20 protein-coding genes are annotated in these 24,409 nt (G+C 65.0%); 8 read left to right on the top strand and 12 right to left on the bottom strand.

Annotated elements, in window-relative coordinates; translation table 11 throughout:
- Positions 1-130: 130 nt before the first annotated feature.
- The 3 genes from ACP7AX_RS15040 (at position 131) to ACP7AX_RS15050 (ending at position 2,724) form a co-directional block, all read left to right on the top strand.
- Positions 131-352: a hypothetical protein gene (locus ACP7AX_RS15040; RefSeq protein ID WP_131684172.1), complete on the top strand. Its 222-nt coding sequence runs from the start codon at positions 131-133 to the stop codon at positions 350-352.
- A gap of 171 nt (positions 353-523) precedes the next feature.
- Positions 524-1,510, top strand: a complete 987-nt coding sequence (locus ACP7AX_RS15045; protein ID WP_131684171.1) for a hypothetical protein — start codon at positions 524-526, stop codon at positions 1,508-1,510.
- Between the two features lie 281 nt (positions 1,511-1,791).
- Positions 1,792-2,724 (top strand): aldo/keto reductase, encoded by a 933-nt coding sequence (locus ACP7AX_RS15050; protein WP_131684170.1) that lies wholly within the window; start codon positions 1,792-1,794, stop codon positions 2,722-2,724.
- Here the strand turns inward: ACP7AX_RS15050 and ACP7AX_RS15055 are convergent.
- The 3 genes from ACP7AX_RS15055 to ACP7AX_RS15065 all read right to left on the bottom strand — a co-directional run bounded on the left by ACP7AX_RS15055 (position 2,721) and on the right by ACP7AX_RS15065 (position 7,183).
- Positions 2,721-5,195, bottom strand: coding sequence for a glycoside hydrolase family 95 protein (locus ACP7AX_RS15055; protein WP_426227448.1), 2,475 nt, complete (start codon positions 5,193-5,195; stop codon positions 2,721-2,723). The genes ACP7AX_RS15050 and ACP7AX_RS15055 overlap by 4 nt on opposite strands.
- An 84-nt stretch (positions 5,196-5,279) precedes the next feature.
- Positions 5,280-6,428: a Gfo/Idh/MocA family protein gene (locus ACP7AX_RS15060; protein ID WP_426227450.1), complete on the bottom strand. Its 1,149-nt coding sequence runs from the start codon at positions 6,426-6,428 to the stop codon at positions 5,280-5,282.
- On the bottom strand, positions 6,425-7,183 hold the full coding sequence (locus ACP7AX_RS15065; protein WP_426227452.1) for a sugar phosphate isomerase/epimerase family protein: 759 nt from the start codon (positions 7,181-7,183) through the stop codon (positions 6,425-6,427). The genes ACP7AX_RS15060 and ACP7AX_RS15065 overlap by 4 nt, the downstream gene beginning before the upstream one ends.
- A 134-nt stretch (positions 7,184-7,317) precedes the next feature.
- Between ACP7AX_RS15065 and ACP7AX_RS15070 the strand changes: the two genes are divergently transcribed.
- On the top strand, positions 7,318-8,529 hold the full coding sequence (locus ACP7AX_RS15070) for an ROK family protein (RefSeq protein WP_426227454.1): 1,212 nt from the start codon (positions 7,318-7,320) through the stop codon (positions 8,527-8,529).
- A gap of 5 nt (positions 8,530-8,534) precedes the next feature.
- Here ACP7AX_RS15070 and ACP7AX_RS15075 read toward each other — a convergent pair whose 3' ends face one another.
- Positions 8,535-9,494 carry a D-2-hydroxyacid dehydrogenase family protein gene (locus tag ACP7AX_RS15075; RefSeq protein ID WP_426227456.1) on the bottom strand — a complete coding sequence of 320 codons (960 nt, stop codon included), beginning with the start codon at positions 9,492-9,494 and terminating at the stop codon, positions 8,535-8,537.
- A 144-nt stretch (positions 9,495-9,638) separates the two neighbouring features.
- On the opposite strand from ACP7AX_RS15075, the gene ACP7AX_RS15080 reads away from it, so the two are divergent.
- Complete coding sequence (locus ACP7AX_RS15080) at positions 9,639-10,820, top strand: CynX/NimT family MFS transporter (RefSeq protein ID WP_426227505.1); 1,182 nt, start codon at positions 9,639-9,641, stop codon at positions 10,818-10,820.
- A 337-nt stretch (positions 10,821-11,157) separates the two neighbouring features.
- Here the strand turns inward: ACP7AX_RS15080 and aceB are convergent, their stop codons facing one another.
- Both aceB and aceA read right to left on the bottom strand, forming a co-directional pair.
- On the bottom strand, positions 11,158-12,810 hold the full coding sequence (gene aceB, locus ACP7AX_RS15085) for a malate synthase A (protein WP_426227458.1): 1,653 nt from the start codon (positions 12,808-12,810) through the stop codon (positions 11,158-11,160).
- 225 nt (positions 12,811-13,035) lie between these two features.
- Positions 13,036-14,352 carry an isocitrate lyase gene (gene aceA, locus ACP7AX_RS15090; protein WP_426227460.1) on the bottom strand — a complete coding sequence of 439 codons (1,317 nt, stop codon included), beginning with the start codon at positions 14,350-14,352 and terminating at the stop codon, positions 13,036-13,038.
- 152 nt (positions 14,353-14,504) lie between these two features.
- On the opposite strand from aceA, the gene ACP7AX_RS15095 reads away from it, so the two are divergent.
- Positions 14,505-16,019, top strand: a complete 1,515-nt coding sequence (locus ACP7AX_RS15095) for a helix-turn-helix domain-containing protein (protein ID WP_131684557.1) — start codon at positions 14,505-14,507, stop codon at positions 16,017-16,019.
- A 296-nt stretch (positions 16,020-16,315) separates the two neighbouring features.
- Positions 16,316-17,608 (top strand): serpin family protein, encoded by a 1,293-nt coding sequence (locus ACP7AX_RS15100; protein WP_426227463.1) that lies wholly within the window; start codon positions 16,316-16,318, stop codon positions 17,606-17,608.
- An 83-nt stretch (positions 17,609-17,691) separates the two neighbouring features.
- Here the strand turns inward: ACP7AX_RS15100 and ACP7AX_RS15105 are convergent, their stop codons facing one another.
- Genes ACP7AX_RS15105 through ACP7AX_RS15115 form a run of 3 tightly spaced genes read right to left on the bottom strand, consistent with a single transcriptional unit; the run spans position 17,692 to position 20,181 of the window.
- Entirely contained in the window at positions 17,692-18,543 is an 852-nt protein-coding gene (locus ACP7AX_RS15105; RefSeq protein WP_426227465.1) for a hydroxymethylpyrimidine/phosphomethylpyrimidine kinase, read from the bottom strand.
- A gap of 46 nt (positions 18,544-18,589) precedes the next feature.
- Entirely contained in the window at positions 18,590-19,507 is a 918-nt protein-coding gene (locus ACP7AX_RS15110) for a TIGR01777 family oxidoreductase (protein ID WP_426227467.1), read from the bottom strand.
- A 17-nt stretch (positions 19,508-19,524) separates the two neighbouring features.
- Positions 19,525-20,181, bottom strand: a complete 657-nt coding sequence (locus tag ACP7AX_RS15115) for a TetR/AcrR family transcriptional regulator (RefSeq protein WP_426227469.1) — start codon at positions 20,179-20,181, stop codon at positions 19,525-19,527.
- A 197-nt stretch (positions 20,182-20,378) separates the two neighbouring features.
- On the opposite strand from ACP7AX_RS15115, the gene ACP7AX_RS15120 reads away from it, so the two are divergent.
- Positions 20,379-21,095: a queuosine precursor transporter gene (locus tag ACP7AX_RS15120; protein ID WP_131684551.1), complete on the top strand. Its 717-nt coding sequence runs from the start codon at positions 20,379-20,381 to the stop codon at positions 21,093-21,095.
- Between the two features lie 109 nt (positions 21,096-21,204).
- On the opposite strand, the gene ACP7AX_RS15125 is transcribed toward ACP7AX_RS15120, so the two are convergent.
- The 3 genes from ACP7AX_RS15125 to ACP7AX_RS15135 form a co-directional block, all read right to left on the bottom strand.
- Positions 21,205-22,146, bottom strand: a complete 942-nt coding sequence (locus tag ACP7AX_RS15125) for a type IV toxin-antitoxin system AbiEi family antitoxin domain-containing protein (RefSeq protein WP_426227471.1) — start codon at positions 22,144-22,146, stop codon at positions 21,205-21,207.
- Between the two features lie 162 nt (positions 22,147-22,308).
- On the bottom strand, positions 22,309-23,634 hold the full coding sequence (tgt, locus tag ACP7AX_RS15130; protein ID WP_426227473.1) for a tRNA guanosine(34) transglycosylase Tgt: 1,326 nt from the start codon (positions 23,632-23,634) through the stop codon (positions 22,309-22,311).
- 33 nt (positions 23,635-23,667) lie between these two features.
- Complete coding sequence (locus ACP7AX_RS15135) at positions 23,668-24,393, bottom strand: SRPBCC domain-containing protein (RefSeq protein ID WP_426227475.1); 726 nt, start codon at positions 24,391-24,393, stop codon at positions 23,668-23,670.
- Positions 24,394-24,409: the final 16 nt, after the last annotated feature.

Raw genomic sequence — 24,409 nt, forward strand, 5'->3', positions numbered from 1 at the left:
CCCGGAATACCGCCCCCGGCGCCAAACCCTGGGCTAGCCTTGCCAACAGAGGCCCGGGACGTCCCGGACCCTGACGATCCGGCGACGCTGCCGGGTTATGTCTGTTTGTTCGTTCGAGAAAAGGATGATCATGGCCGTTTCAATTGAGCTGGGCAAGAAACTCGACAAGAACTACGAGAACTTGAGCTTGGAGGAAGTCCTCGACGCTCCGCCGTCGGCCCTTGCCGGCCTCACGGAAAAGCACGCCGAACTCCTCGCCGGGCTGGGAATCAAGACGATCCGGGATCTCGGCAGCAACAAGTACTTTGCCACCGCTGGCGTCTTGGTGGCACTGTCCAACCACGTGGACTAATTCCGAGAAGTCAGAAAGATCCGGCCGGTGCCTGCACCGGCCGGATCTTTTGGTTTAAGCAACACAACAAGTTCAGTTAACTTATTTACAAACCTGTCATACGCGGCTAAATTCTTAGCATCCCCAGCGGATCACATCTAGATCCGCTTTATGCGTTCGAAGAGGATGACTATGACAATTACCAGGACTCTGGCCACAAGCCTTCTGAGCCTCTCCACAGCCGCGTTGCTCGCCCTTTGCTCGGCGGGAGGAGCAAACGCTGCACCCCCCGCGCCGGAAAACGAGGAATCGCGAGGCGTCAGCAGCTCAAATGTCGCAGCCTCCGCGGACGCAGGCTACTGGACGGCGGACCGGATGCGCGCCGCCATCCCCGGCGATGTCCTGGCGAAGAAGGCGCTTGACCGGCAGAAGGCCAACAAGCCCGCCGTCGCAGAACGTGAGGCGACGGCACCGGAGAGCAAGGTCCAGGGTTCGTCGCCGCAGGTCCAGCAGAAGGCCAACGCCAGCGAAAGCCCCGTTCCGCATATCGGCAAGGTGTTCTTCACCCTGGGCGGGGCAAACTACGTCTGCTCGGCAAACTCGGTGGTCTCTACCAACAAAAACACCGTTTCCACCGCCGGGCATTGCCTTAACGAAGGCCCCGGCGCCTTTGCAACGCGGTTCACCTTTGTTCCCGCGTACCTCAACGGCGCTGCACCCTACGGCCAGTGGACGGCCAAGGCCCTCTACGCCCCCACCCAGTGGAGCTCCTCAGGCAGCATGCAGTATGACACCGGGTTCGCCGTCATGTCCCAGCTGAACGGCCGCAACCTCGCCGACGTCGTCGGAGCCTCCGGCGTGCAGTTCAACGCGGCCCGCGGCCTCGCCTACAAGGCATTCGGCTACCCCGCAGCCTCGCCGTTCAACGGGGAATCCCTGAAGAGCTGCACCGGCACGGCCACGAACGATCCCTACAACCCGCAGTTCAACTCCCAGGGCATCCCGTGCAACATGACCGGCGGCTCCTCAGGCGGCCCGTGGTTCGTCGGCGCCAGCTCCAGCGGTTACCAGAACTCCGTGAACAGCTACGGCTACGGCAGTAAATCCACCAAGATGTACGGCCCGTACTGGGGTTCAGTGATCCAGCAGACCTACACCACCGCATCTTCGGCGTCCTAAGCAACGAGGTGGGTGCCTTGCCCGCTTAGTAATTGAATGAACGACGGCGGCCGTCCCCCTCGGGGCGGCCGCCGTTTGTTGCGTCGGGGCTAGGCGTTATGCCTATGAAAAACCAAAGCCGCCTTTCGCTGCTTGGCCCCTATTGACCCCAGCCAGACGGGCCAATATAGTTCAGGCAATAAACTAACTCGGCCCACGGTGGAACACTGAATGCAAGGACGCAGCATGACTCTTACGCCATCCCCCATCGCAAGGTTCACCTTCTGGCTGAAGACCGGCAAATGAACGCACCCCGGGCTCTTGGCCGCACCGGATACTCTGTGTCCGCTGTTTGTGTGGGCACCAGCTCTTTGGGCAGCCCGCCGGCCCCGCACGGGACGGACGTGGCCGTGGCGACCATTCTTCGTGCCCTGGATGGTCCTTATAACTTCATCGACACATCCAACGAATACGGCAATGGGGGCGGCAGCGAGCTCCGGATCGGGCAGGCGTTGGCCGTGGCGGGTGGCCTGCCTGATGGGTTTGTGCTGGCCACCAAAGTGGATCCGGTCCCGGGCACCGCGGATTTTTCAGGCGAGAGGGTCCGGCGGTCAGTTGAGGAAAGCCTCGAACGTCTCGGTCTGGACCGGCTCCAACTGGTGTATCTTCACGATCCTGAGAAGATCTCCTTCGAGGACGGTGTTGCAGCGGGCGGCCCCCTCGAAGCCCTGATTGAGCTGAAGGATCAGGGCATCATTGGACACCTTGGTGTTGCCGGCGGCCCGATCGATCTCGAGCTGAAATATCTGGCCACGGACGTGTTCGACGTGGTTATCAGCCACAACCGGTACACGCTGGTTGATCAGAGCGCAGAGCCGCTCCTGCGCGAGGCGGAAACCCGCGGTGTGGCATTTGTCAACGCTGCGCCCTTTGGCGGGGGAATGCTGGTCAAGGGCCCGGATGCTGCACCAAACTACTGCTACCGTCCCGCGAGCCGGCAGATCATTGAGCGTGTCCGGGAGATGCAGGATCTTTGCCACGAGTATTCGGTGCCACTGGCCGCCGCGGCACTTCAATTCTCCACCCGGGATCCGAGGATAACCTCGACGATTGTGGGCATGTCTTCACCCGACCGGGTGGGCCAAACGGCCCGCCTGGCCGGGTGGGACATTCCTGAGGAATTCTGGTCCCGCATCCTCCCCCTCGCCGTCGCGGGAACCGGCGAGCTGGGCTAAATCCCCGCAGTCACGGCCGGATCACCGAAATGCTTGCCGGCATGGCGGAAACTTTCTGCCGAGAGCAGCACCACCGCGGAGTCCGCTTCATTCGGACTCCACGGCAAGGCCACCTCGATGGTGCTGCCCCGGAAGGTGACCAGCTGTGTACCTGCGGCGCCCTCGTGCCGCGCCCGTAGAGTGGCATGCCCAAGATGCACCCGTCCGTCCGGGTCATGTGTCCAGTTCACCGAAACGTCCACTCCGGGGCGTGCAACCAGACCGGACACCGAACCCGTGGCCAGCTCCGGGGGAAGCGCCTTCAGCAGCTCAATTTCTCCTCGGTGGCTTTGAAGAATGCACTCCGCCACACCAGCAACGTAGCCAAAGTTACCGTCGATCTGAAAAGGAGGATGGGCGGCAAACAGATTGGCATAGAGACCCCCTGCAAACGGCCCCTGGCCGGTGCCCGCGTCACGAAAGAAGAGCCGGATGAGATCTGCTGTTTTGTCGGGCTGGCCCAGCCGGGCCCTCAGGCACAGCTTCCACGCCAGCGACCATCCCGTTGACTCATCGCCGCGTCCGTCCAGGCTGCGGGCGGCCGCAGCCGCCAGATCCATATCCACGGCGGTGTCGCCCGGGTACAGGAAGAACAGATGAGACATGTGCCGGTGCTGCGGCTCAGCCTGGGCATGGTCCGCTACCCATTCCGGGACCATTCCCATCTGCCCTGGCACAGGCCCTGGAATGCGGGGCATGGCCGCAGCGGCGGCCGCTACAACGTCATCTCCAACCACACCCAGCCGGGCGGCAAGGGAGGTCACCATCTTCAGCACATCCGAGACAAGGATAAGGTCCAGGGTTGATGATGCCCCCACCGAGGAGACTATCCCCTGGCTGGAGACGAACTGGTTTTCCGGGGACGTCGAGGGGGACGTGCCCAAGGTGCCGTCGGGTTGCTCCTGAAGCCAGGCCAGACAGAATTGCGCCGAGGAACGGATGGGGTTCCACGCCCGCGTACGGGCGAAGTCGTCGTCAGCCCCGAACAGGACGTGTTCCCACAAGTGGCGGACCAGCCACGGCCCTGCCATCGGCCAAAACGCCCACTTCGGGTCGTGCTCTCCGAGTCCGACCGGCTGGGAATATGCCCAGATGTCAGTGTTGTGGTGAGCCACCCAACCGGGTGCGCCGTACAGCCGCCGGGCAGTCTCGCTGCCAGTGACCGTGAGGGCGTCGATCAGGTCGTAGAGGGGAGCGGCGCATTCGGACAGGTTCGCAACCTCTGCCGGCCAATAGTTCATCTGCAGGTTGATGTTGGTGGTGTAGTTCGAGCTCCACGGCGGCTGGAGGGAATCATTCCAGATGCCTTGCAGGTTCGCCGGGACTCCCCCGGGCCGTGAGCACGAGATGAGCAGGTATCTGCCAAACGTGAAAAGCAGCCCTGCCAGAGCTGGGTCCGCTGCGAGCACGCCCCCGGGGTGATTGTTGGCACGGTACAAGCGTTCGTCAAGGGGAAGGTCAGGGCCGTTTCCCGTGTACATTTTCACCCGGTCGAAGAGCGCACCGTAGTCCGCCACGTGAGCCGTACGCAGGGCGGGCTCGCCCAGATCCAGTGCCGTCCTGATCCGTTCCATAGCCTTTCGCCGTGCGGATTCGGCGTCACCGCAGGGAATTCGTCCAACCCCAACAAATGTGGTCTGGGTTGCAAGATAAATCGTTGCATGGTGGACACCTGACGCCGCGAGTCCGTCCTGGTGGTCCTCTGGGATGCCGTCGTGGGTCCAGCCGACCACGGCGGCGCCGCGCAGCGTGCCGTCATCGGAGTTTGAGTATTTCACCGGCCCCGAGGTTGCGTCGTGTGCGGGCTCCACGTCTGAGGGTAACCGGACGTTGAGGAACGACGTGTCCGTCGTAGTCCCAGTGCTCAGGATCCGGAGCGGAGAGGTCATTGCAGTTGAAATATCAAGCCCGGAGGCGTGGTCTGTGCTGATGGTCAGCACCAGCACACCGTGACGATGGCTGATGTACGAACACTGGGTCACCCAGGCGTCGTCCGTGCAGTACCGGACTTCGTGGGTTGCCGTTGCCAAATTCAAGGCACGCCGGTAATCCGAGGCATTGCCTTCCGTTGTTGGCACGCCAGTCCCTGTGACACCGGTCCGGACATGGAAATCGACGAACGGAAGGTAGCTCTGTGAGTAACGGTGCTGCAATCCCCGGAGCTGCTGGTCAGCTGCCGGGTAGTCGCCCGCAGCGACTGCAGCCCGGGCTGACGACAGGGATGCCGCGGCGGCGTCAGCGGAAATAACCGGAGGCACTGCCTCACTTGCCGGGCTGCCCGACCACGCAGTGCTGTCGTTAATCTGCAGGTGTTCGGTCCCCACAGCGCCGTACACCATGGCGCCCAGCGAGCCGTTTCCGAGCGGTAAAGCCTCCGTCCATGTCGATGCAGGGCGGTTGAACCAGAGATCTCCAAGAAGTGGGGTGCTCATGTGCAGGGTGGTTCCTTGCTGTTTGGCCAAATGGGTCTGAGTGCTGGGGCCGCATCAGTGTTGTGCACTGGAGATGGGCAATTCCTAGAGGGTGGCTGTTTCGGGTGCCCAGTTTTCGGGGACGGCCGGGGATGCGGGAGCGGTGCTGGTGACGTCCACGAACGTGCCGGATTCCATGGATTCGGTGATCGAGACCATGGTGTCCAGGACGTGGTAGGCGAGGTTGCCGGTGGCGCGGTGGGGGACGCCGGCGCGCAGGGAGCGGGCCATGTCCAGGACGCCCATGCCGCGGCCGTTCGCCGGTCCGGTTGCGGGAACGGTGGTCCAGGCCTCGTCCCCTGCGTGCCAGAGCCGGAGGTCGCCGTCGAAATGGTTGGGGTCCGGCAGGGAGAGTGTGGCCTCGGTGCCGGTGATTTCCACGAAACCCATGCGGGCGCGCGGGGATTCGAAGGAGAAGACGCTGTGGGAGGAGGCGCCGTTTTCGAACTGCGCCATCGCGGAGACGTGGGTGGGGACCTCGACGGTGAATTCCTGCCCGGCCTTGGGCCCGGAGCCGATGACGCGGACCTCTTTGGCTTTGGACCCGACGGCGGCGACCTTGCGGATGGAGCCGAACGTCTGGATCAGGGTGGTGAGGTAGTACGGGCCCATGTCGAACAGCGGCCCTGCGCCGGACTGGAAGAGGAAGGCCGGGTTGGGGTGCCAGGATTCCGGGCCGGGGGTCTGGAACGTGGTCATGGCGGTCAGTGGGGTGCCGATGTCGCCGCGTTCAATGATCCGGCGGGCGGTCTGCAGCCCGGCGCCGAGGAAGGTGTCCGGGGCGCAGCCGAGGCGGATCCCGGCGTCGTCGGCGGTCTTCAGCAGGCCGAGGCCGGACTCCCGGTCCAGGGAAAACGGCTTTTCCGTCCAGACGTGTTTGCCCGCCTTGACGGCGGCGGTGGCCACCTGAACGTGGGCCGCCGGGATGGTCAGGTTGACGATGATTTCAACCTCGGGGTGGTTCAGCGCAGCCTCCACGCCGCCCCACTCGGGGATGCCGTATTCCTGGGCGCGGGCCTGGGCGGCTTCTTCGAACAGGTCGGCGATGACAAGGACTTTGAGGTCAGGGAAGACCGTGAGGTTGTCCAGGTACTGCTTGCTGATGTTTCCGGCGCCGATGACGGCGACACCCACCGGCCCCCGGCCCGAGGCTGTGCCTGCATTTCCTGCGCCGGCGGGTGCTGTGCCGCTCATGCCTTGCCGCCGTCGGCTGCGGAAGAATTGGCGGCGTTCAGGAAGGCGAGGCTCTCGGCGATCCCTTCAAAAATGTCCCCGTCATAGTCATCAAACTCCACCACGCCGGTCTCCAGGGATTGCGCCGCGGCAATGACGTCCAGCACGGGGACCTGTCCCTTCCCGGCAGGCAGCTGGGCTTTGGTGTCGGTGGTCAGCGGCCCGTCCTTGATGTGGATGAGCTTCACCCGGTCCCCGAGCCTGGCCAGGATGTCCACGGGGTCCTGGCCGCCCACGGCCACCCAGTACGTGTCCACCTCGAGGACGAGTTCAGGATCGAGGAGATCGGCGAAGTACTCCAACGCGGTACGCCCCTCGATGGTGGACTCCAGCTCCCAGGCGTGGTTGTGGTAACCCACGCGGATGCCGTAGTCAGCGCCCTTCTTGGCGGCGGCGTTGAGTCCGGCCGCTGTGGCCTGGATATCCTCAGCGCTCTGCCAGCGCTCGGCCGCGATGAACGGATCAATGACCGTGCTGATGCCCAACTCCCTGGCCGCGGCGAAGATTTCATCCTGGTCCTGGCTGAGCAGGGGTGCGTGGCCGGACGGCGCGGTGAGGCCGTTTTCCTTCAGGGCAGCGCCAAGTTCCTTCGCAGTGGCGACGAAGTTGTACGGCTCCACCTGCGTGAAGCCCATCCCGGCGACCCGCCGGATGGTGCCCGGGAGGTCCTCCTGAATGGCATTGCGCACGGTGTACAGCTGGAGTGAGTACGGCATGGGGCTCTCCTGAAGTGACGACGATTTCCCCTAAAGCTAAGGCGACTTTTGCTGGACGTCAAGCAAAAGTTGCTTGAACCGATAATTTCTTTTCCCGCGTGACATGCAGAAGCTTGGTGTGTTATCCATGATTCATGACCACGCACCCCGGCCTCTCCCAGCCTGCAGCCGATTCAGGCGGCAATCTGGCGCGTGCCGGTGACCTCTTCCAACTCCTGCGGGACGGCAAGGCACGGACCCGCGCCGACCTCGCCCTCACGACGGGGCTGGCACGCTCCACCGTGGCGTCAAGGATCGATGCCCTGCTCCTGTCCGGCCTGGTTGGTCCGGCGGGGGAGGCCAACTCCAGTGGCGGCAGGCCGCCGTCGCGCTTTGCCTTCAACCCGGCGGCACGGGCCGTACTGGCCGTCGACGTCGGGGCAACCCACGTGATCGTTGCCGTCACCGATCTCAGCGGGCGGGTGCTGGCCGAACAGCGACTGGCCCAGGATGTGGCAGCCGGCCCGGAGGTTGTGCTGGACCGTGTGGTGGAGGAGGGCCTGGCGGTCAGCGCCAAGGCCGGGCGGACAGCCGGCGAGCTTGCCGGCATAGGCATTGGCCTGCCCGGTCCCGTGGAACACGCCACGGGGCGGCCGGTCAAGCCGCCCATCATGCCGGGCTGGGACGGTTTCGACGTCGTCACTTACGTCCAGCGTTCGCTGCCGGTGCCGGTGCTGGTGGACAACGATGTCAACATCATGGCGCTGGGGGAGCGCGCCGCTCATTGGCCCGAGCACAGCAATTTCCTGTTCATCAAGGTAGCCACCGGCATTGGCGCGGGGATCATCGGCAACGGTGAACTGCAGCGCGGTGCCAACGGAACGGCGGGCGATCTTGGCCACGTGAGGGTGCCCCGCGGTGATAACGTGCTGTGCCGTTGCGGCAACACGGGCTGCTTGGAGGCACTTGCGTCCGGGCCCGCGATAGCCGCAGAACTCAGCCGGCTGGGCGTTCCGGCCAGCAAGGGCAGCGATGTCCGGCGGCTGGTCAACGAGGGCAATCCGCTGGCCGTCCAGGCCTTGCGCCAGGCCGGACGCGATCTGGGGGACGTCCTGGCCACGGTGGTGAACCTGCTCAACCCCTCGGTGATCGTCCTCGGCGGAAGCCTGGGCCAGGTGGGCGAGCATCTGATGGCTGGCGTGCGCGAGGTGGTGTACCGGCGCTCGCTTCCGCTGGCCACCTCGCACCTGCGGATCGCCCTGTCCATCGCCGGTGACCAGGCGGCCATTCTCGGCGCGAGCCAGATGGTCACCCAACATGTGCTCTCGCCTGCCGCGATTGAGGCAACCCTCCAGGCGGCCGGCTAAGCGCGTCAGGAACCGATCACACGGACCGGCGAACCCGCCAGCCACGCGCTGACATCCTCGAAAGCGCCCCCGTAAAACTGCCGGTAGCTCTCCCGCGTGACGTAGCCAAGGTGCGGGGACAGTACCGTATTCGGGGCGCTGAGGAGCGGATGGCCCGAGGGGACTGGCTCCTCGTCGAACACGTCCAGCGCAGCTCCCCGGATCCAGCCCTCGCCCAACGCCCGGACCAGGGCGTCCTGGTCAACCAACGGTCCCCGCGCCGTGTTCACCAGCAGGCCCTCCGGGCCCAGCAGGCGCAGTTCCTGCTCGCCCACGATCCCCTCGGAACGGGGAGAGAGCCGCAGGTGCAAGGTGGCGACGTCGGAATTCCTGAAAAGGTCCTCCTTGCTGACTTTCCGGACGCCCGACTCCGCAGCCACTTGCTCTGTCAGGTTCTGGCTCCAGGCCAGCACTTCCATGTCGAACGCCTGCCCGTAGGCTGCGATCCGCCGCCCGATTTTGCCCAGGCCCACGATTCCCAAGGTCTTGCCCGCGAGCTCGATGCCCACGGAGGTCTGCCAGGTTCCGGCCCTCAGGGAGTTCTCCTCGGCCGGAAGATTCCGGGCAAGTGCCAGGAGCAGGGCCCAGGTCAGTTCCGGAGCGGCGGTGGGCGAGCCGGGTGTCCCGCAGACCGTGATGCCAAGTTCGCTGGCCGCCTCCACATCGATGGCGGCATTCGCCATGCCGGTGGTGACAAGCAGTTTCAAGGCAGGAAGTTTTTCCAGCACGGCCCGGGGGAAGGGCGTCCGCTCCCGCATCGCCACCACGATCCGGCAGTCGATAAGCGCTGCCACCAGCGCATCCGGCGACTGGAAGGGTTCCCGGAACACTGACGTTGTGACGCCGGCCTGTTCCAGTGAAGCCCAGTCGGCGAAGCCGTGCGCAACGTCCTGGTAGTCGTCAAGGATGGCAAGCCGCTGCTGCATATCTGGTCCTTCGTCCGTGGTCCGGGGCCGTGATGTTCATCCTAGGCCCCCTCCAACGCGCGCGGAGCCAAGTGGGGGCGTGATAGCAATGGGGGTGATGAAATCATTTTTAAGCCCTCAGGAAATGCCGTGAGCGGACGGCTCATGGCGAGGGTCCCGAAATCCTGGATCCTGCTCGCGTGCATCGGGCTGTTGGCGCTGAACCTGCGCGGACCCTTCGTAGCCGTTGCACCCGTGGTGGACATCATGCAGGCGGACCTCGGGTTTTCGCCGGTTGTCCTGGGGCTCCTCACCAGCATCCCGGTGCTGTGTTTTGCGCTCGCCGCCCCGCTGGCGTCACTGACGGCCCGGCGGTTCGGCGCTGAGTTCGCCGTTACGCTCACCATCCTGGGCGTGCTGGCAGGCGTGATCGTCCGTTCGGCCGGCGGCCCGGCACTGGTGATCGTGGGGACCGTGATGATCGGCCTGGCCATCACCATCGGCAACATCGGGGTGCCGCTGATCGTCCGCCGCGACTTCTCGCCGCGGCGGCAGGGCACAGCGATGGGCGTCTACACGGCGGCCCTGAACATCGGATCGTTCCTGACGTCCATGGTGGCCGCGCCCCTCGCCGAGCTGGCGGGGTGGCAAATCTCCCTCGCCTCGGTCGGCATCCTGGCCGTGGTGGCCATCATTTTCTGGACGATGGCTGTGGGCGCCCGCACTGCGTTTGTGCCCGCGGCTGACGTCGTTCCGGGCGGCCAGGAGCATCCGGCGGTCAAGGGTTCGGGCTGGATTACCGCCGGGCTGACAGCAGGTTTCGCCGGACAGGCTTTTTCCTATTACGCAGTGACCGCCTGGCTGCCCAGCTTCCTCAACGACGAGCTGGGAATGTCCGCCTCGGCCGCCGGGGCAGGGTCCTCCCTGTTCCAGATCTTCGCGATCGTGGGCGGCCTGGGTGTGCCCCTCGCCACCAAATACTTCAGTACGACGACGACGGCCGTCACCTTGGGAGTGATGTGGGTGACGGTGCCGGGCGGGCTGATGCTCGCGCCGGACCTGTGGTGGCTCTGGTCCACCTTCGGCGGCGTCGCCCAGGGCGGGGGCATCACCGTCATCTTCATCGCCATCATCAAACTGGCCCGGGACCAGGTGTCCGCGGGCCGGATGTCAGCCACGGTCCAGGGGCTCGGTTACTGCTTCGCTGCCGTGGCGCCGCCCCTTGTGGGTTTCGTGCACAACGCCACCGGCTCCTGGACCCCGGCGCTGCTCCTGGTTCTGGCCTCGACGCTGACGTTCTTCCTCAGCACCACCCTCTCCGTGCGGCTGGTGCCCAAGGGCCGCTGACCCGGCCCGCCGCCGTCGTGCGTTCTTCGCCTTCCCCCCCCCCCGCGGCCCCCCCCCCCCCGGCGCCCCCGTCCCCCCACCCCTTCAGACGCTTTGGCAGATCCTGCAGAGACCACGCTGACGCTCTATCAGTTCCTGCAACAAAAACGACGACGCTCTCTCACTTTCTTTAAGAGAGTGAGAGAGCGTCGTCGAATCTTTTGCGTTAAGTGAGAGAGCGTCCCAACGGGGTGGGCTGGAGGGTGGTTCCGTCGCCGGGCCGGCTCCCCGGATTTCGGGGTTCCTGTTGCGAAGGGCGTGCCGGCCCGGCGGACGGAATTCTATGCGGCTGCTGCCTTTAGGCTGCGGCGAGCTCCTCTGCGGAGGCCTTCGTCTTGGCTTCCGTGAGGTAGCGGGCGTAGGCGGGGAGTGTCAGGAAGGACGGGAAGTCCCGGGCGAGGGTGACTTCCTCGAAGATGTCGCGGGCGTCTTCAAAGCGGTCACCGTCGAAGCGTTCCAGCCGTGCGAACTCTTCGTCCAGGAGTTCCTCGATCCAGTGGTGGGTGATGATTTCGCCATGATCGGTGATGGCGGAGGCGTACATCCACTGCCAGAGCTGGGACCGGGAGATTTCGGCGGTGGCGGCGTCCTCCATGAGGTTGTGGATGGCCACTGCACCGTTGCCCCGGAGCCAGGATTCGATGTAGCGGATGCCTACTTCGATGTTGTTCCGGATGCCCTGCTCCGTGATGGTCCCTTCAGTGGCAGCCACGTTGATGAGGGCGGCGTCGTCCGGGATCACGTCCTCACGGGTGCGGTCGAGCTGGTTGGGGCGCTCGCCGAGGATGGAGTCGAACACTTCGCGGCAGACCGGAACGAGGTCGGGGTGGGCCACCCAGGAGCCGTCGAAGCCGTCGTTGGCCTCGCGGGTTTTGTCTGCGCGGACCTTCTCGAAGGCGTTGGTGTTGGCGGCCTCGTCCTTGCGGTTGGGGACTGCTGCTGCCATGCCGCCAATGGCCATGGCCCCGCGCTTGTGGCAGGCCCGGACCAGCTGTTCGGTGTAGGCGCGCATGAAGGGCTGGGTCATGGTCACCTGGCCGCGGTCCGGGAGGACGAAGCGGGGGCCGCGGGTGCGGAAGTTCTTGATCAGGGAGAAGATGTAGTCCCAGCGGCCGGCGTTCAGGCCCGCGGCGTGATCGCGCAGCTCGTAGAGGATTTCCTCCATTTCGAACGCGGCGGTGATGGTTTCGATGAGCACTGTGGCGCGGATGGTGCCCTGCGGGATGCCGAGCAGGTCCTGGGCGAGGATGAAGATGTCGTTCCACAGCCGCGCTTCGAGGTGGTTCTCGATCTTGGGCAGGTAGAAGTAGGGGCCTTTGCCCTGGGCCAGGAGCCGGCGGGCGTTGTGGAAGAAGAACAAACCGAAGTCCACGATGCCGCCGGCGATCGGGGCGCCGTCGATGATCATGTGCTTCTCAGGCAGGTGCCAGCCGCGGGGGCGGACCACGATCGTGGGCAGTTCGCCGGCGGGGCGGAGCTTGTATTCCTTGCCCTCGGGGGAGGTGAAATCGATCCGGCGTTCCAGGGCGTCGGTGAGGTTCAGCTGGCCTTTGATGACGTTGCGCCAGGTGGGGGTGGAGGAGTCCTCCATGTCCGCGAGCCAGACCTTAGCCCCGGAATTCAGGGCGTTGATGGTCATTTTCTGGTCCACCGGTCCGGTGATTTCCACGCGGCGGTCCTCCAGGCCCGGCGCTGGGGGAGCGACGCGCCAGGAAGGATCGTTGCGGATATCCTCGGTTGCCCGGAGGAACCGGGGGTCCTGGCCGGCGGCGATCTCGGCCCGCCGGGTCCGCCGTGCCTGCAGCAGTTCCTGCCTGCGATCGGCAGTTGCCCGGTGCAGTTTGGCGACGAACTCCAGAGCGTCCGGAGTAAGAACCTCGTTCTGCCGGCAGATGGGCTGCGCGGTCATGGTGATTCCGTTGATCGTGAAGTCGTCAGTAAAGCTGTTCATTTCTGTCTCCTTAAAGACGAAAAGGGGAGTTCGACGGCGGTTGGCGGCACGTGGGCGACTGAGGCACAAGGCCGAGGAGCCGGTAACGCGGCAGCCTGCGTAAAAGGGGCCCTGCGTCCCGGTCCGTCCTCGCTCAGCGAGGTCGAAACCGGGACGTGGGGAATAGCAGGCAGAGCGATTCCGGTCCGAAGGCCGGAGATGAGCGCCGCCGTCGGACGGTAAGTGTTAGTGGAACTGGCCCTCTTCGGTCGATCCGACCAAGGCGAGGGTGGATGCGTTCGGGTTGAGCGCAGTTGCGATGTCGTCGAAGTAGCCGGTGCCGACTTCGCGCTGGTGCTTGGTTGCGGTGTAGCCGCGGGATTCGGAGGCGAATTCCTTTTCCTGGAGCTCGACGTAGGCGCTCATGCCTTCACGGGCGTAGCCGTGGGCGAGATCGAACATCGAGTAGTTCAGGGCGTGGAAGCCGGCCAGGGTGATGAACTGGAACGTGAAGCCCATGGCGCCGAGTTCACGCTGGAACTTGGCGATGGTGGCGTCGTCCAGGTGCTTGCGCCAGTTGAAGGACGGGGAGCAGTTGTAGGAGAGCATCTGGTCCGGGAACTCGGCCTTGACGGCCTCGGCGAACTTGCGTGCCAGCTCCAGGTCGGGGGTGCCCGTTTCCATCCAGATGAGGTCGGAGTACGGGGCGTAGGCCTTGGCGCGGGCGATGCAGGGTTCGATGCCGTTGCGGACCTTGTAGAAGCCTTCCGGGGTGCGCTCGCCGGTGACGAATTCCCGGTCGCGGGGATCGACGTCGGAGGTGATCAGGGTGGCTGCCTCGGCGTCGGTGCGGGCGATGACCACGGACGGGGTGCCGGCGACGTCGGCGGCGAGGCGGGCGGCGTTCAGGGTCCGCACGTGCTGCTGGGTGGGGATGAGGACCTTGCCGCCGAGGTGGCCGCACTTCTTCTCCGAGGCGAGCTGGTCTTCCCAGTGAACGCCTGAGGCGCCGGCCTGGATCATGGATTTCATGAGCTCGTAGGCGTTCAGCGGGCCACCGAAGCCGGCCTCGGCGTCGGCGACGATCGGGACCATCCAGTCCTCAACGGTCTGGACACCCTCGGAGAACTCGATCTGGTCGGCGCGGAGCAGGGCGTTGTTGATGCGGCGGACCACGGTGGGAACGGAGTTGGCCGGGTAGAGGGACTGGTCCGGGTAGGTGTGGCCGGAGTTGTTAGCGTCCGCTGCAACCTGCCAGCCGGAGAGGTAGATGGCACGAAGCCCGGCCTTGACCTGCTGCACGGCCTGGTTGCCGGTCAGGGCGCCCAGGGCGTTGGTGTAGCCGCCGGTCTTGTGTTCCTGGGTGAGCTGCTTCCACAGCTTCTCCGAACCGCGGCGGGCCAGGGTGTGCTCTTCGGAGACGCGGCCGCGGAGCTTGACGACGTCGGAGGCCTTGTAGTCGCGGGTTACACCTTCCCAACGCGGGTTGGCGGACCACTCGAGCTCCAAGGCGGCGGCCTGCTGTTCGGGCGTCTGCTGGGTGGGCTCAAAAGCTGCAGTCATCGTTGATCTCCTTGATTGAGCTCCGGGGCTTATCCGCCGGCTGGAACTGCTCCGTTGCAGCTCCGGCCGGCGACCCGGTGCGGTGTTTCTTTCCGTGATCACTACTTTTCAGCACTTCACAACACTTCGATAGAGGAAAACACTAGAAAGAAATGCACTTCTTCGCGTATCCTCAAGAAATGTCGCCTGGAAGCTGGAATCGTGAAGCCGCACCGTTGTCGTCGTCCTCTGCCGCCCCTGAACTGGACGTCATCAGCCTGGGCCGCCGGGTGCGGCATCTGCGCAAGCAGGCCGGCTTCACCCTCGATGACCTAAGCGCCGCCGTCGGGACCGCCCCCAGTCAGCTGAGCCTGATTGAGAACGGCAAGCGGGAACCCAAACTCTCCCTGCTGCAGGGGCTGGCCGGCGCCTTCAATGTGAGCATCGACCAGCTGCTCGGGGCCGAACCGCCCAGCCGCCGCGCGGCCTTGGAAATCGAGCTGGAACGCTACCAGCGCGGGCCTCTTTATGAGTCCCTCAATCTGCCCAAAATCCGCATCAGCTCGCGGCTTCCGCTCGATGTGCTGGAGGCCCAGGTGGGTCTGCTGCACGAACTCGAACGGAAGCTGAACGAGCAGGTGGCGACGCCGGAGGAGGCCAGACGCGCGAACGGCGAGCTGCGTGCCATGATGCGCGAACGCGGCAACTACTTCCCGGAGTATGAGGCCGAGGCGCAGAAGGTGCTTGCCGCCGTCGGCTATACCTCCGGACCGTTGAGCCAGCATGTGATCGCGGACATCGCCGAGACGCTCGGATTCAGCCTGCACCACGTGGGTGACCTGCCCCATTCCACCCGCTCCGTGACCGATTTGAAGAACCGCAGAATTTATCTCACGCAGAGCCAGCGGCAGGACCACGACCCCCGGTCCGTGCTGCTGCAGGCTTTGGGGCATTACGTCCTGGGCCACGAGACCCCCAAAAACTACGGCGACTTCCTGGCCCAGCGGGTGGCCACCAACTACTTCGCGGCAGCGTTGCTGTTGCCGGAGCAGGCCACCGTGGATTTCCTGCAGACAGCCAAGACCGCCAAGGAAATCGCGGTGGAGGACATCCGTGACGCCTTCGCCGTTTCCTACGAGACCGCCGCGCACCGCTTCACCAACCTGGCCACCAAACACCTGGGCATCACCACCCACTTCCAGAAGACGCACCAGAGCGGCATCATCTACAAGGCATACGAAAACGACGGCGTGACGTTCCCGCAGGACCACACCGGCGCCATTGAGGGCCAGCCGTCGTGCAAGGCCTGGACATCACGGGCCGTGTTCGATGTGCCGGATAAGTTCAGCGCTTACAGCCAGTACACGGACACCCCGTCAGGAACGTACTGGTGTACTGCGCGGACTGAGCGTTCGGCCAGCGGCGAGTTCTCGCTGTCGATCGGGGTACCGTACCAGCATGTGAAGTGGTTCCGTGGGCGTGAGACCACCGCGCGGGCCACCTCTACGTGCCCCGATCCGAAATGCTGCAAGCGTCCGCCGGCGGAGCTGGCCACCGCTTGGGCCGGGAATGCCTGGCCCTCGGCCCGCGCCCACTCCCATCTGCTCGCTGCCATGCCGCCCGGCGCGTTTCCCGGGGTGGACGAGACCGAGGTGTACAGCTTCCTCCAGGCGCACTCCGGGGCCTGACGCTCTATCACTCCCTGCAGGTTTTCCGACGATGCTCTCTCACTCTCCCGGCGAAAGTGAGAGAGCATCGGTCGTTTTCTTGCATTGAGTGAGAGAGCGTTTCAGGGGTGGCTGCGGCGGCGCAGCAACCGATCAGTCAACGACGGCGGGTGGCCGCCCGCCGTCGTCCGTCTTCCGATACCGAAACGACGGCAAACCGTGACCGTACGGGCATCGTTCCGCGGCGGGCAGGCTGGTTGACTGAAAGGGCAGGCAGAGTCCTGCGTGCAGCGCCAACCATGTCTCAGGGGGACAAGATGAAGACCATCCGAGCGGCCAGAATCGCGACGGCCGGCGCCCTGGTGGCTCTCACCGCGTGTTCGGCGCCCGCCCCTGAGCTCTTGACGGCCGACGGCGTGGAGCGCGTTTCAGTGGACCGTGCGGACTACCCCGCCGAGCTACGTTCCTTCCGGGCTTCGGCGTTTGGGCTCGGCGAGGCGCTGCTGACCGACGGCGGCGATGGCTTCACGGGGAACGTGGTGTCCTCTCCCACGAGCCTGCTGATTGCCTTGGCGATGCTCCGCGCGGGGGCGTCCGGCGAGAGCGCCGCCGAGATGGACAACATCCTGAAATTCCCTGCGGACAGACGCGATGAAGCCATGAACGCGGTGCTCGGCTCATTGGAGAAGTTCGACGGCGACCCCGGCTCCGTGGACGAGGACAACCCGCCGCGGAAACCAGTCATGCACGCCGCCAACGGGCTGTTCGTGGACAAGGGCGTACCCACCGGTGAATCGTTCCTGGACACCTTGGCCCGGCACTACGGAACCGGCGTCTATCCGGTGGACTTCCGCAATGAGGGGGCCACGAAGCCGGCCATCGATGCCTGGGTCAACCGGAACACGGGCGGCCGGATCAAGGAGGCCCCCGCCAAGTACGATCCGGAGAACACCTTCAGCCTGCTGAACGCCCTGTACTTCGCATCGGCCTGGAGCGATCCGTTCGACCCGAATGCCACTTCTGACCTGCCCTTCACCACGGCAGCCGGCGAGGAAATCGAGGCGCCCGCCATGCATAACGAGCTTGAAATGAAGTACGCGGAGGGGGCCGGCTGGAGCGCCGTGGACCTGCCATACGCCGATGGCTTCGTCATGCGGCTGGTCCTGCCGGAAGACCCGAACAGTACCCCGGACCGCCCCGCCGCCGCGGCCTTGACCGCTGAAAGGCTCACGGAAATAGCAGACACCTTTGATGCGTCCCCGTTGGAATCAGTGCGGATCCAGCTGCCCCGCTGGGACCACAAGTCCAGTTTTGACCTGCGGAAGGTCCTCGGGGCACTGGGACTCGTCAAGACCCTCAACACTGCGGAGGACTTTAACAACATCCAGCCCGACATGAAGATCACCCAGGCCGCCCAGGCTGCCAACATCACCGTGGCGGAAAAAGGTACTGTCGCGGCCGCCGTCACCCAGATCAACGGGATGGCATCCGGCGCACCGGCAGAGCCCGAACGGACCATCAATTTCGACCGGCCTTTCCACTACCAGATCGTCCATATTGAGACCGGCCTGCCGCTCTTTATGGGGATCGTGGCCGACCCCCGGTCCTGACGCTGGTGGAAGGGCGCCCGGGTGAGAGAGCGTCGGGGAAAAACCTGCATTTAGTGAGAGAGCGTTTTGTTGGGGCGGAGTGGTTAGCGGGCGCCGCCCTGCCAGAGCGCGTCGAACGGTGCCCCGGAGGCAACCCGGTTGCGGATGCCGGCCGTAACAAAGGCCTTGGCGGTCCGGGCAGCCTCGAGCGGGGTGGCGCCCTTTGCCAGCTCGGCTGTCACTGCCGCGGCAAGGGAGCAGCCTGCACCGGACACCGCAACCTCGCCCACCTTGGGCGCGCTGAGCACCTCGAGGGTCTCGCCGTCGTAGTAGACGTCGACGGCGTCCGGGCCTGCCAGCCGCACGCCGCCCTTGGCGAGCACTGCGGCGCCGCTGAGCTCGTGAATGCGGATGGCTGCGGCCTTAAGGGATTCGACGTCGGTGATCGCCAGCCCGGACAGCGACTCCGCTTCGAAATGGTTGGGCGTGACGAACGAGGCCAGCGGCAGGATCTGCGCCTTCAAGGCGAGGTCGGTGTCCAGCGCATGGCCGGGCTCCTGGCCCTTGCAGATGAGCACCGGATCCAGGACCACATGGCGGAACCCTGCGTCCGTCAGTGCTGTGGCGACGGTGTTGATGGTCGCCGGGCTGCCCAGCATGCCGATCTTCACGGCGTCCAGGACCGGCCCATAGGCCGCCGTGGTGGCTTCCAGTTGGTCCGCGATGACCTGCTGGTCCACAGGCACAAAGCGGTGGTTCCAGTTGTCGTTCGGGTTGAAGGAAACGATGCACGTCAGGTTGGCGATGCCAAAGACGCCCAACTCCTGGAAGGTTTTCAGATCGGCCTGGGCTCCGGCGCCGCCCGTGGCTTCGGACCCCGCGATGGTCAGGACGACGGCGGGGGCCACGGCGGGAGCCGCGGCTGAGGACTGGGAGTCAGTTGAAGCGAAAGTCATGGTTCCATCCTGCCATCCGGGCCGAACGTCACGCGGTGCGTGCTGTTCATGGCGTTCCCTTGGCGATTGCGAGCAGCGCGCGCCCCAGCTCAGGGTGGCGGAACGAGAACCCCGCCTCAAGGAGCTTCTGTGGCTGCACCCACCGGCTTTTCAGCACGAGCTCAGTGTCGGTTCGGATCAGCACGGCCCCCAGCCGCAGGAGCCAGGCCGGAGTCGGGATACCCAGCCGCGCCCCATAGGCACGCCGGACCAGCTGCATCAATTCTCGGTTGTCCACCACGTCCGGGGAGGCCACGTTCACCGGACCGGAAATGTCCGCCCGTGAGTGGAGGAAGAGGATGCAGCGGTACACGTCCGCCACGTGGATCCAGCTGAACTTCTGGCGGCCGGAGCCCATGTGGCCGCCCAGGCCAAGCCGCGCCAGGACGGCGAATGGGCGCAAGGCGCCGCCGTCCGGGCCCAGGACGATGGCGATCCTCAACGCGATTTTCCGCACCCCGGGCGTGGGGGCAGCTTCCAGTGCGCCTTCCCAGGCACGGGCCACGTCCACCGAGAAACCGGTGCCCAGTTCGCCGTCGGACTCTGTCTGCGGCCGGTCGGCCGCATGCCGGTAGATGGTTCCGGTGCTGGCGTTAAGCCAGGCCGACGGCGGCGCTTGGCATCGTGCGAGAGCGCGGCCAAGTGCCTCAGTGGTGGAGACACGGGAACCAAGGATGGCCGCCCTGTTCCGGGCGTTGTAGCGGCAGTTCACGGACCGTCCCGCGAGGTTCACCAAGAGGTCGGCGCCGTCCAGAACCCGGGTGATGGCGCCGTCGTCGTTCCAGTTCGCCGACTCGGCTGCGTTCTTTGCCGGCCGGCGGCCGATAGTGCGCACCGTCCAGCCGTCCCGCTCGAAGCGGTCCCGGAGGTAGGTGCCGATGAAGCCCGAAGCCCCGGCGAGCACCACGGTGTTTGTTGTGGTCATCTCTTTCCCCATGGTGTTCAGTTCCGGATGCTGCGGCTCAGGTTCAGGACGTCGTCAAGCATCCTGTTGACGCCCGGAATCCGTGCCAGTGACAGGCCCCGGGTGATCAGCGGGACAACGCCGTCTACTAGCTTCCGGGTCCCCCGCTGGTCCTCGGAGGTGTCGTAGACCCAGAACAACGCGATGCCCATGTAGGCGAGCCAGAGCAGTTCCGGCAGCTCCCCGCGAAGCTTCTTCGGAGCCGGCGGGCTGGAGCCCTCTACTGCCGCCCGGAAGATGGCGACCGATGCCTCCCGGGCCGCCGTCGACTCTCCTGCGAAGGGGTTGACGGCGGAGGTGGGCCGGATGGCGGTGGCCACGAAGTCCGCACCGAACTGGTGGTAGGGCGCCATGACGTCCAGCCCGGTGTGAAGGGTGGATTTGAGCCGGCTGCCCAGGTCCTTGAGGCCTTCGAGTGCCTCGTTCGCTTTGGCGGCGTGCTCGGCCTGGACCTGGACGTAGAGTTCCTGGACCAGATCGTCCTTGGAGGCGAAATAGTAGTAGGCGTTACCCACAGAGACCCCGGCCTCCGCCGCGATGGCCCGCATGGTGGTCTTCTCGAAGCCGACCTCGCGGAACATCCGAAGTGCCACGTCAGCCACCCGTTGCCTGGTCTGTTCACTCTTGGCTGCCATGCTTCCTCCTTTTGAACGTGTTCAAAATTAGTGTGCCATGAAACTGAACGTGTTCAAAATAGAGCGGTCCCTGGTCGATGGAAGAGGTGTGCCTGTTCGGTGGGAGAATGGCGTGACAGTGCTAATACAGCCGGCGTCCCGCACCTCCCCTTGGATGACGCGGAGACCCGAGCGAACCACTACGAAACGGAATCCCCATGCCTTCCCCCTCGGGCCCTGACGCCCTCAAGCTCGACAACTCCGCACGGCCTGCGCCGAAATTCGCATCAATCGGATCGCCCTACTTCGGCATCATGCTGGCTTTTATGGCTGTGGTGCTGATCCTGTCCAACATCGGCGCATCCAAGGGTGTGGCGATCGGCCCGATCATCACCGACGGCGGCTTCTTCCTGTTCCCGCTGGCCTACATCCTGGGTGATGTGATCAGCGAGGTTTACGGCTTCAAGGTGGCCCGCAAAGCCATCTTCACAACTTTCGCCCTCTCGGTCTTCGCCTCGGTCTGCTACTGGGTGATCATCGCCCTGCCCGGTTTCGACGACGAGTTCGGCACCTCCAAGCAGGCCGCCCTTGAGGTCGCGCTGGGCCCGGTCCCGCAGATTGTCCTCGCCTCGCTGCTGGCATTCCTGGCGGGCCAGACCATCAACTCGTGGATCCTGGTGAAGATGAAGGCGCGCTCGGGGGAGAAGTCCCTGTGGGCGCGGCTGATGGGCTCGTCCGGCGCCGGCGAATTCGTGGACACCCTGATTTTCTGCAGCATCGCGGCCTCCGTCATCGGAATCACTGACTTCGGCACGTTCCTGAACTACGTGGTGGTGGGCTTCGTCTACAAGACCTTGGTGGAGTTCCTCTTCGTTCCGGTGACCTCGCTGGTGATCGGCTGGATCAAGAAGCGCGAACCGAGCTACGGCGCGTAGCAACCCCCGCCACCCGCCCGGCAGTGCCGCCGCGCCGTTTCGACGGTTCCCTGCGCACACGACGTCTGCAGCCGTCGAGTGTGCAGGGAACCAGCGAAATGGGCCGACGTTAGGCAGCTGCTTGCCTCCGGAAGGCCCGGAGCACGGCCGTCTTGAACTCCTGTTCGCGGAAAAGGTGTTTCCACTCGACCCGGATGAAGGTCCAGCCGAGGGCCATCAAGGCCTTTTCGCGCTGACGTTCGGCGAAGATGGCCTCGTCCGTGGGCTGATAGTCGAAGTACTTCACCTTGCCGTCAAATTCCAAGGCCACTTTCTTGTCCCGCCACGCGAAGTCCAGGCGGTGCCGGCCCGCCGCGGACCACACCACCACTTGCAGCTCGGGTGGCTCGATGCAGAGCCGGTGGAGAAGTTCGCGGGAAAGCGTTTCGCCGGGAGATTCGGACCGGGCATCGCTGTTTTCGAGTGCCCGGCGGAGGGCCAGGACGCCGTTTCTTCCAGTCAATGCAGAGCACATGGTCCGGAGCTTCACGACGTCGGCGCCTTTCCGCAGGGCGTGGTCCATCAGGATCAGGGACTGCCTGTAGTTCAGCATGACGCAGCAATCCACCACAGTCCGCTCCAGCGATGTGCAGGGCAGGCCGTCCACGAACGTGATGTCCCCGGCCTCCAGCATCCGCGTATGTGCCACGACGTCCTTGCCGTGGGACACGCGTGAGGGACAGGTCTGCTGGGTGATGTGGACGAGGTCGTCGACGTCCCAGAGGTACAGCGCATGGAGGCGGGCACTCGAGGTGTGGCTGTACACAAAGCCCCCGCCCGACGTCGTAAGCGTTCCGTGGGCATGAGCCGCGATCAGCTGCCGGCTGCGCACCCATGGTTTCTGTTCCGCCCAGATGCTGCCGCGGATATAGCAGCCGCGTCGGAGCCGGACCAGGTCCTGGGACCGGACCAGTGCAGCGATGGCCCGTGCGTTGAGGCCCGCCTCCAGCAGCTCCCCGGTCCGCCACAGGTCCAGTCCAACCGGAAGGCCGCGGCTTGTTTTCTTCGCCATGGACCCAGCTTCCGCCGGTCACCATGGCCGCGGGAAGGCCGTGGAGTGGCTATGTGGACAAGCCCGGTTCGACGGTTCCCTGCGCACACGATGGTTACAGCCGTCGAGTGGGCAGGGAACCGTCGAAATGGCGCGGCGGGCAATGGCGGCACGGAAGCCCGCTCAGGAGTAGTACTGCGCCAGGGTCTCGGCCTTGAAGTTGAAGAAGGTGCCGGACTCGATGGCCAGCCGGGCGTCGTCCACCATCTTCACCACAAAGCGTTCGTTGTGGATCGAAATCAGCGTGGCCGAGAGCATCTCCTTGGCCTTGAACAGGTGGTGAATGTAGGCGCGGGAGTAGTTGGCGCAGGCGTAGCAGTCGCAGCCGTCCTGGAGGGGTCCGAAATCGCGCTTGTACTTGGCGCCGGACAGGTTGAAGCGGCCCTGGGGTGTGTAAAAGGCCGAGTTCCGTGCCACCCGGGTGGGCGAGACACAGTCAAAGGTGTCCGCGCCGTTCTCGATGGCGGTGAAGATATCGTCCGGTTCGGAAATACCCAGCAGGTGCCGCGGCTTGTCCTCCGGCAGCTCCTCGTTGCACCAGCGGACAATCGTGCCCAGGTTCTCCTTCTCGAGTGCACCGCCGATCCCGTACCCGTCGAAGTCCATGGCGCCGAGGTCCCGGCAGGCCTTACGGCGAAGGTCCTCGTACTGGGCGCCCTGGATCACGCCGAACAGGGCCTGGTACGGCTTGCCCACCCGGGAGGAGGTCAGCCGGAAGTGCTCGGCCAGGCAACGCAAAGCCCACAGCCGGGTCCGCTCCAGCGACTCCTCCTGGTAGCCGCGGGAGTTCTGGAGCGTGGTCAGCTCGTCGAAGGCGAACATGATGTCCGCGCCGATATGGTGCTGGACCTGCATGGAGATCTCGGGGGAGAAGCGGTGCCGGTCGCCGTTGAGGTGCGATTTGAACCAGACCCCGTCGTCGTCGATGTGGGCCAGGCGCTCCTTGCCGGGGGCTACGGCGTCGTCCGGGAGGGCCGCGTCCGCCGCAGGCACAGTCTTCATGTCGATGACCTTCTTGAACCCCGAGCCCAGGCTCATCACCTGGAACCCGCCGGAGTCCGTGAAGGTGGGGCCCTGCCAGTTCATGAAGGCGCCCAGCCCGCCGGCCTCATCCAGGATGTCCGCGCCCGGCTGAAGGTACAAGTGGTACGCGTTGGCCAGCAGCGCCTGCGCGCCGAGTTCCGCCATGGACTCGGGCAGGACGGACTTTACGGTGGCTTTGGTCCCGACGGCGATGAACGCAGGCGTCTGGATCTCACCGTGCGGCGTGGTGATGGTTCCCGTGCGGCCGAGGAATTCGCCGCCGTTGGCAGATTCCTGGGCGGACGACGGCGCACAGCGCTCGGCCAGGCGGGTGCCAACGGTGAAGGAGAACTGCGACTGGTCAGCCGCCCCCGGGGGAGTGGAAGTAGCGGTGGCGGGCATGGCTGAGGACGGGTTGGCTGGCACGGTTCCAGTGTGCCAGCTATCAGCCCCGTTCCCTCAGTGGAGCGCGTTTGATGTGGGGTAGTTCTCAGCCCGCCAGCCATCCCAGAGCGAGTTGATGGTCTCCAGCTTGTGGGCGCCCAGATCGTACGTGGAGACGATGACCAGGGATCCGCCCTCGGGCCGGACGTCCTCGATGACGGGCTGGTCGGCAACGATCAGCAGGCCGTCCCCGTGCTCCGCATAGCTGTGGACGGTCAGGCCAACCTGATGGTTGGTGCGGTACCAGACCTTGCCCGAGATCTCCTCGCCGGTCCCCAGCGTCAGCTCGTACGGCTCCCCGGGCGCAGGCACCCCGGACAGTCCCAGTTTTTCGATGGCGGAGCTTTTCCCGCCGGGGAACTCGAAGAACAGGGTGTGCCGGTTGCCGTGGGGATGGCGCTCCAGGGCGAACCGGAGCTGCTGGAGGAAGGTCAGCCAGCCCTGGGTGATGTCCTCGTCCCAGGCCGCCCATTCGGAGTTGTGGTCCAGCGCTGCCCGGGTGACGCTGACCAATGTCCCGCCGGGCACGGGCTTCAGGTCGAAGGCATCCCCGCCATGGGTGGTCAGGCTGGTGTGGTCCGGCGCTTCGACCACGTCCTTGTGGAAGTAGATTTCGTTGATCTCGGCGGCCAGTTCGTCGGCGTCCCAGCCGTGCCACTGCGCTACTTTGGCAGGTTCGCGCAGCATGGTCCAAACCTGCGGCGCATCAGCATTGATTACTACGCTCAGATTGTTCGTCATAGCCCGAATGTACAAC

Origin of the sequence: Pseudarthrobacter sp. DSP2-3-2b1 (assembly GCF_049895945.1) — a bacterium.
In the GTDB taxonomy this organism is placed as follows: Bacteria; Actinomycetota; Actinomycetes; order Actinomycetales; family Micrococcaceae; genus Arthrobacter.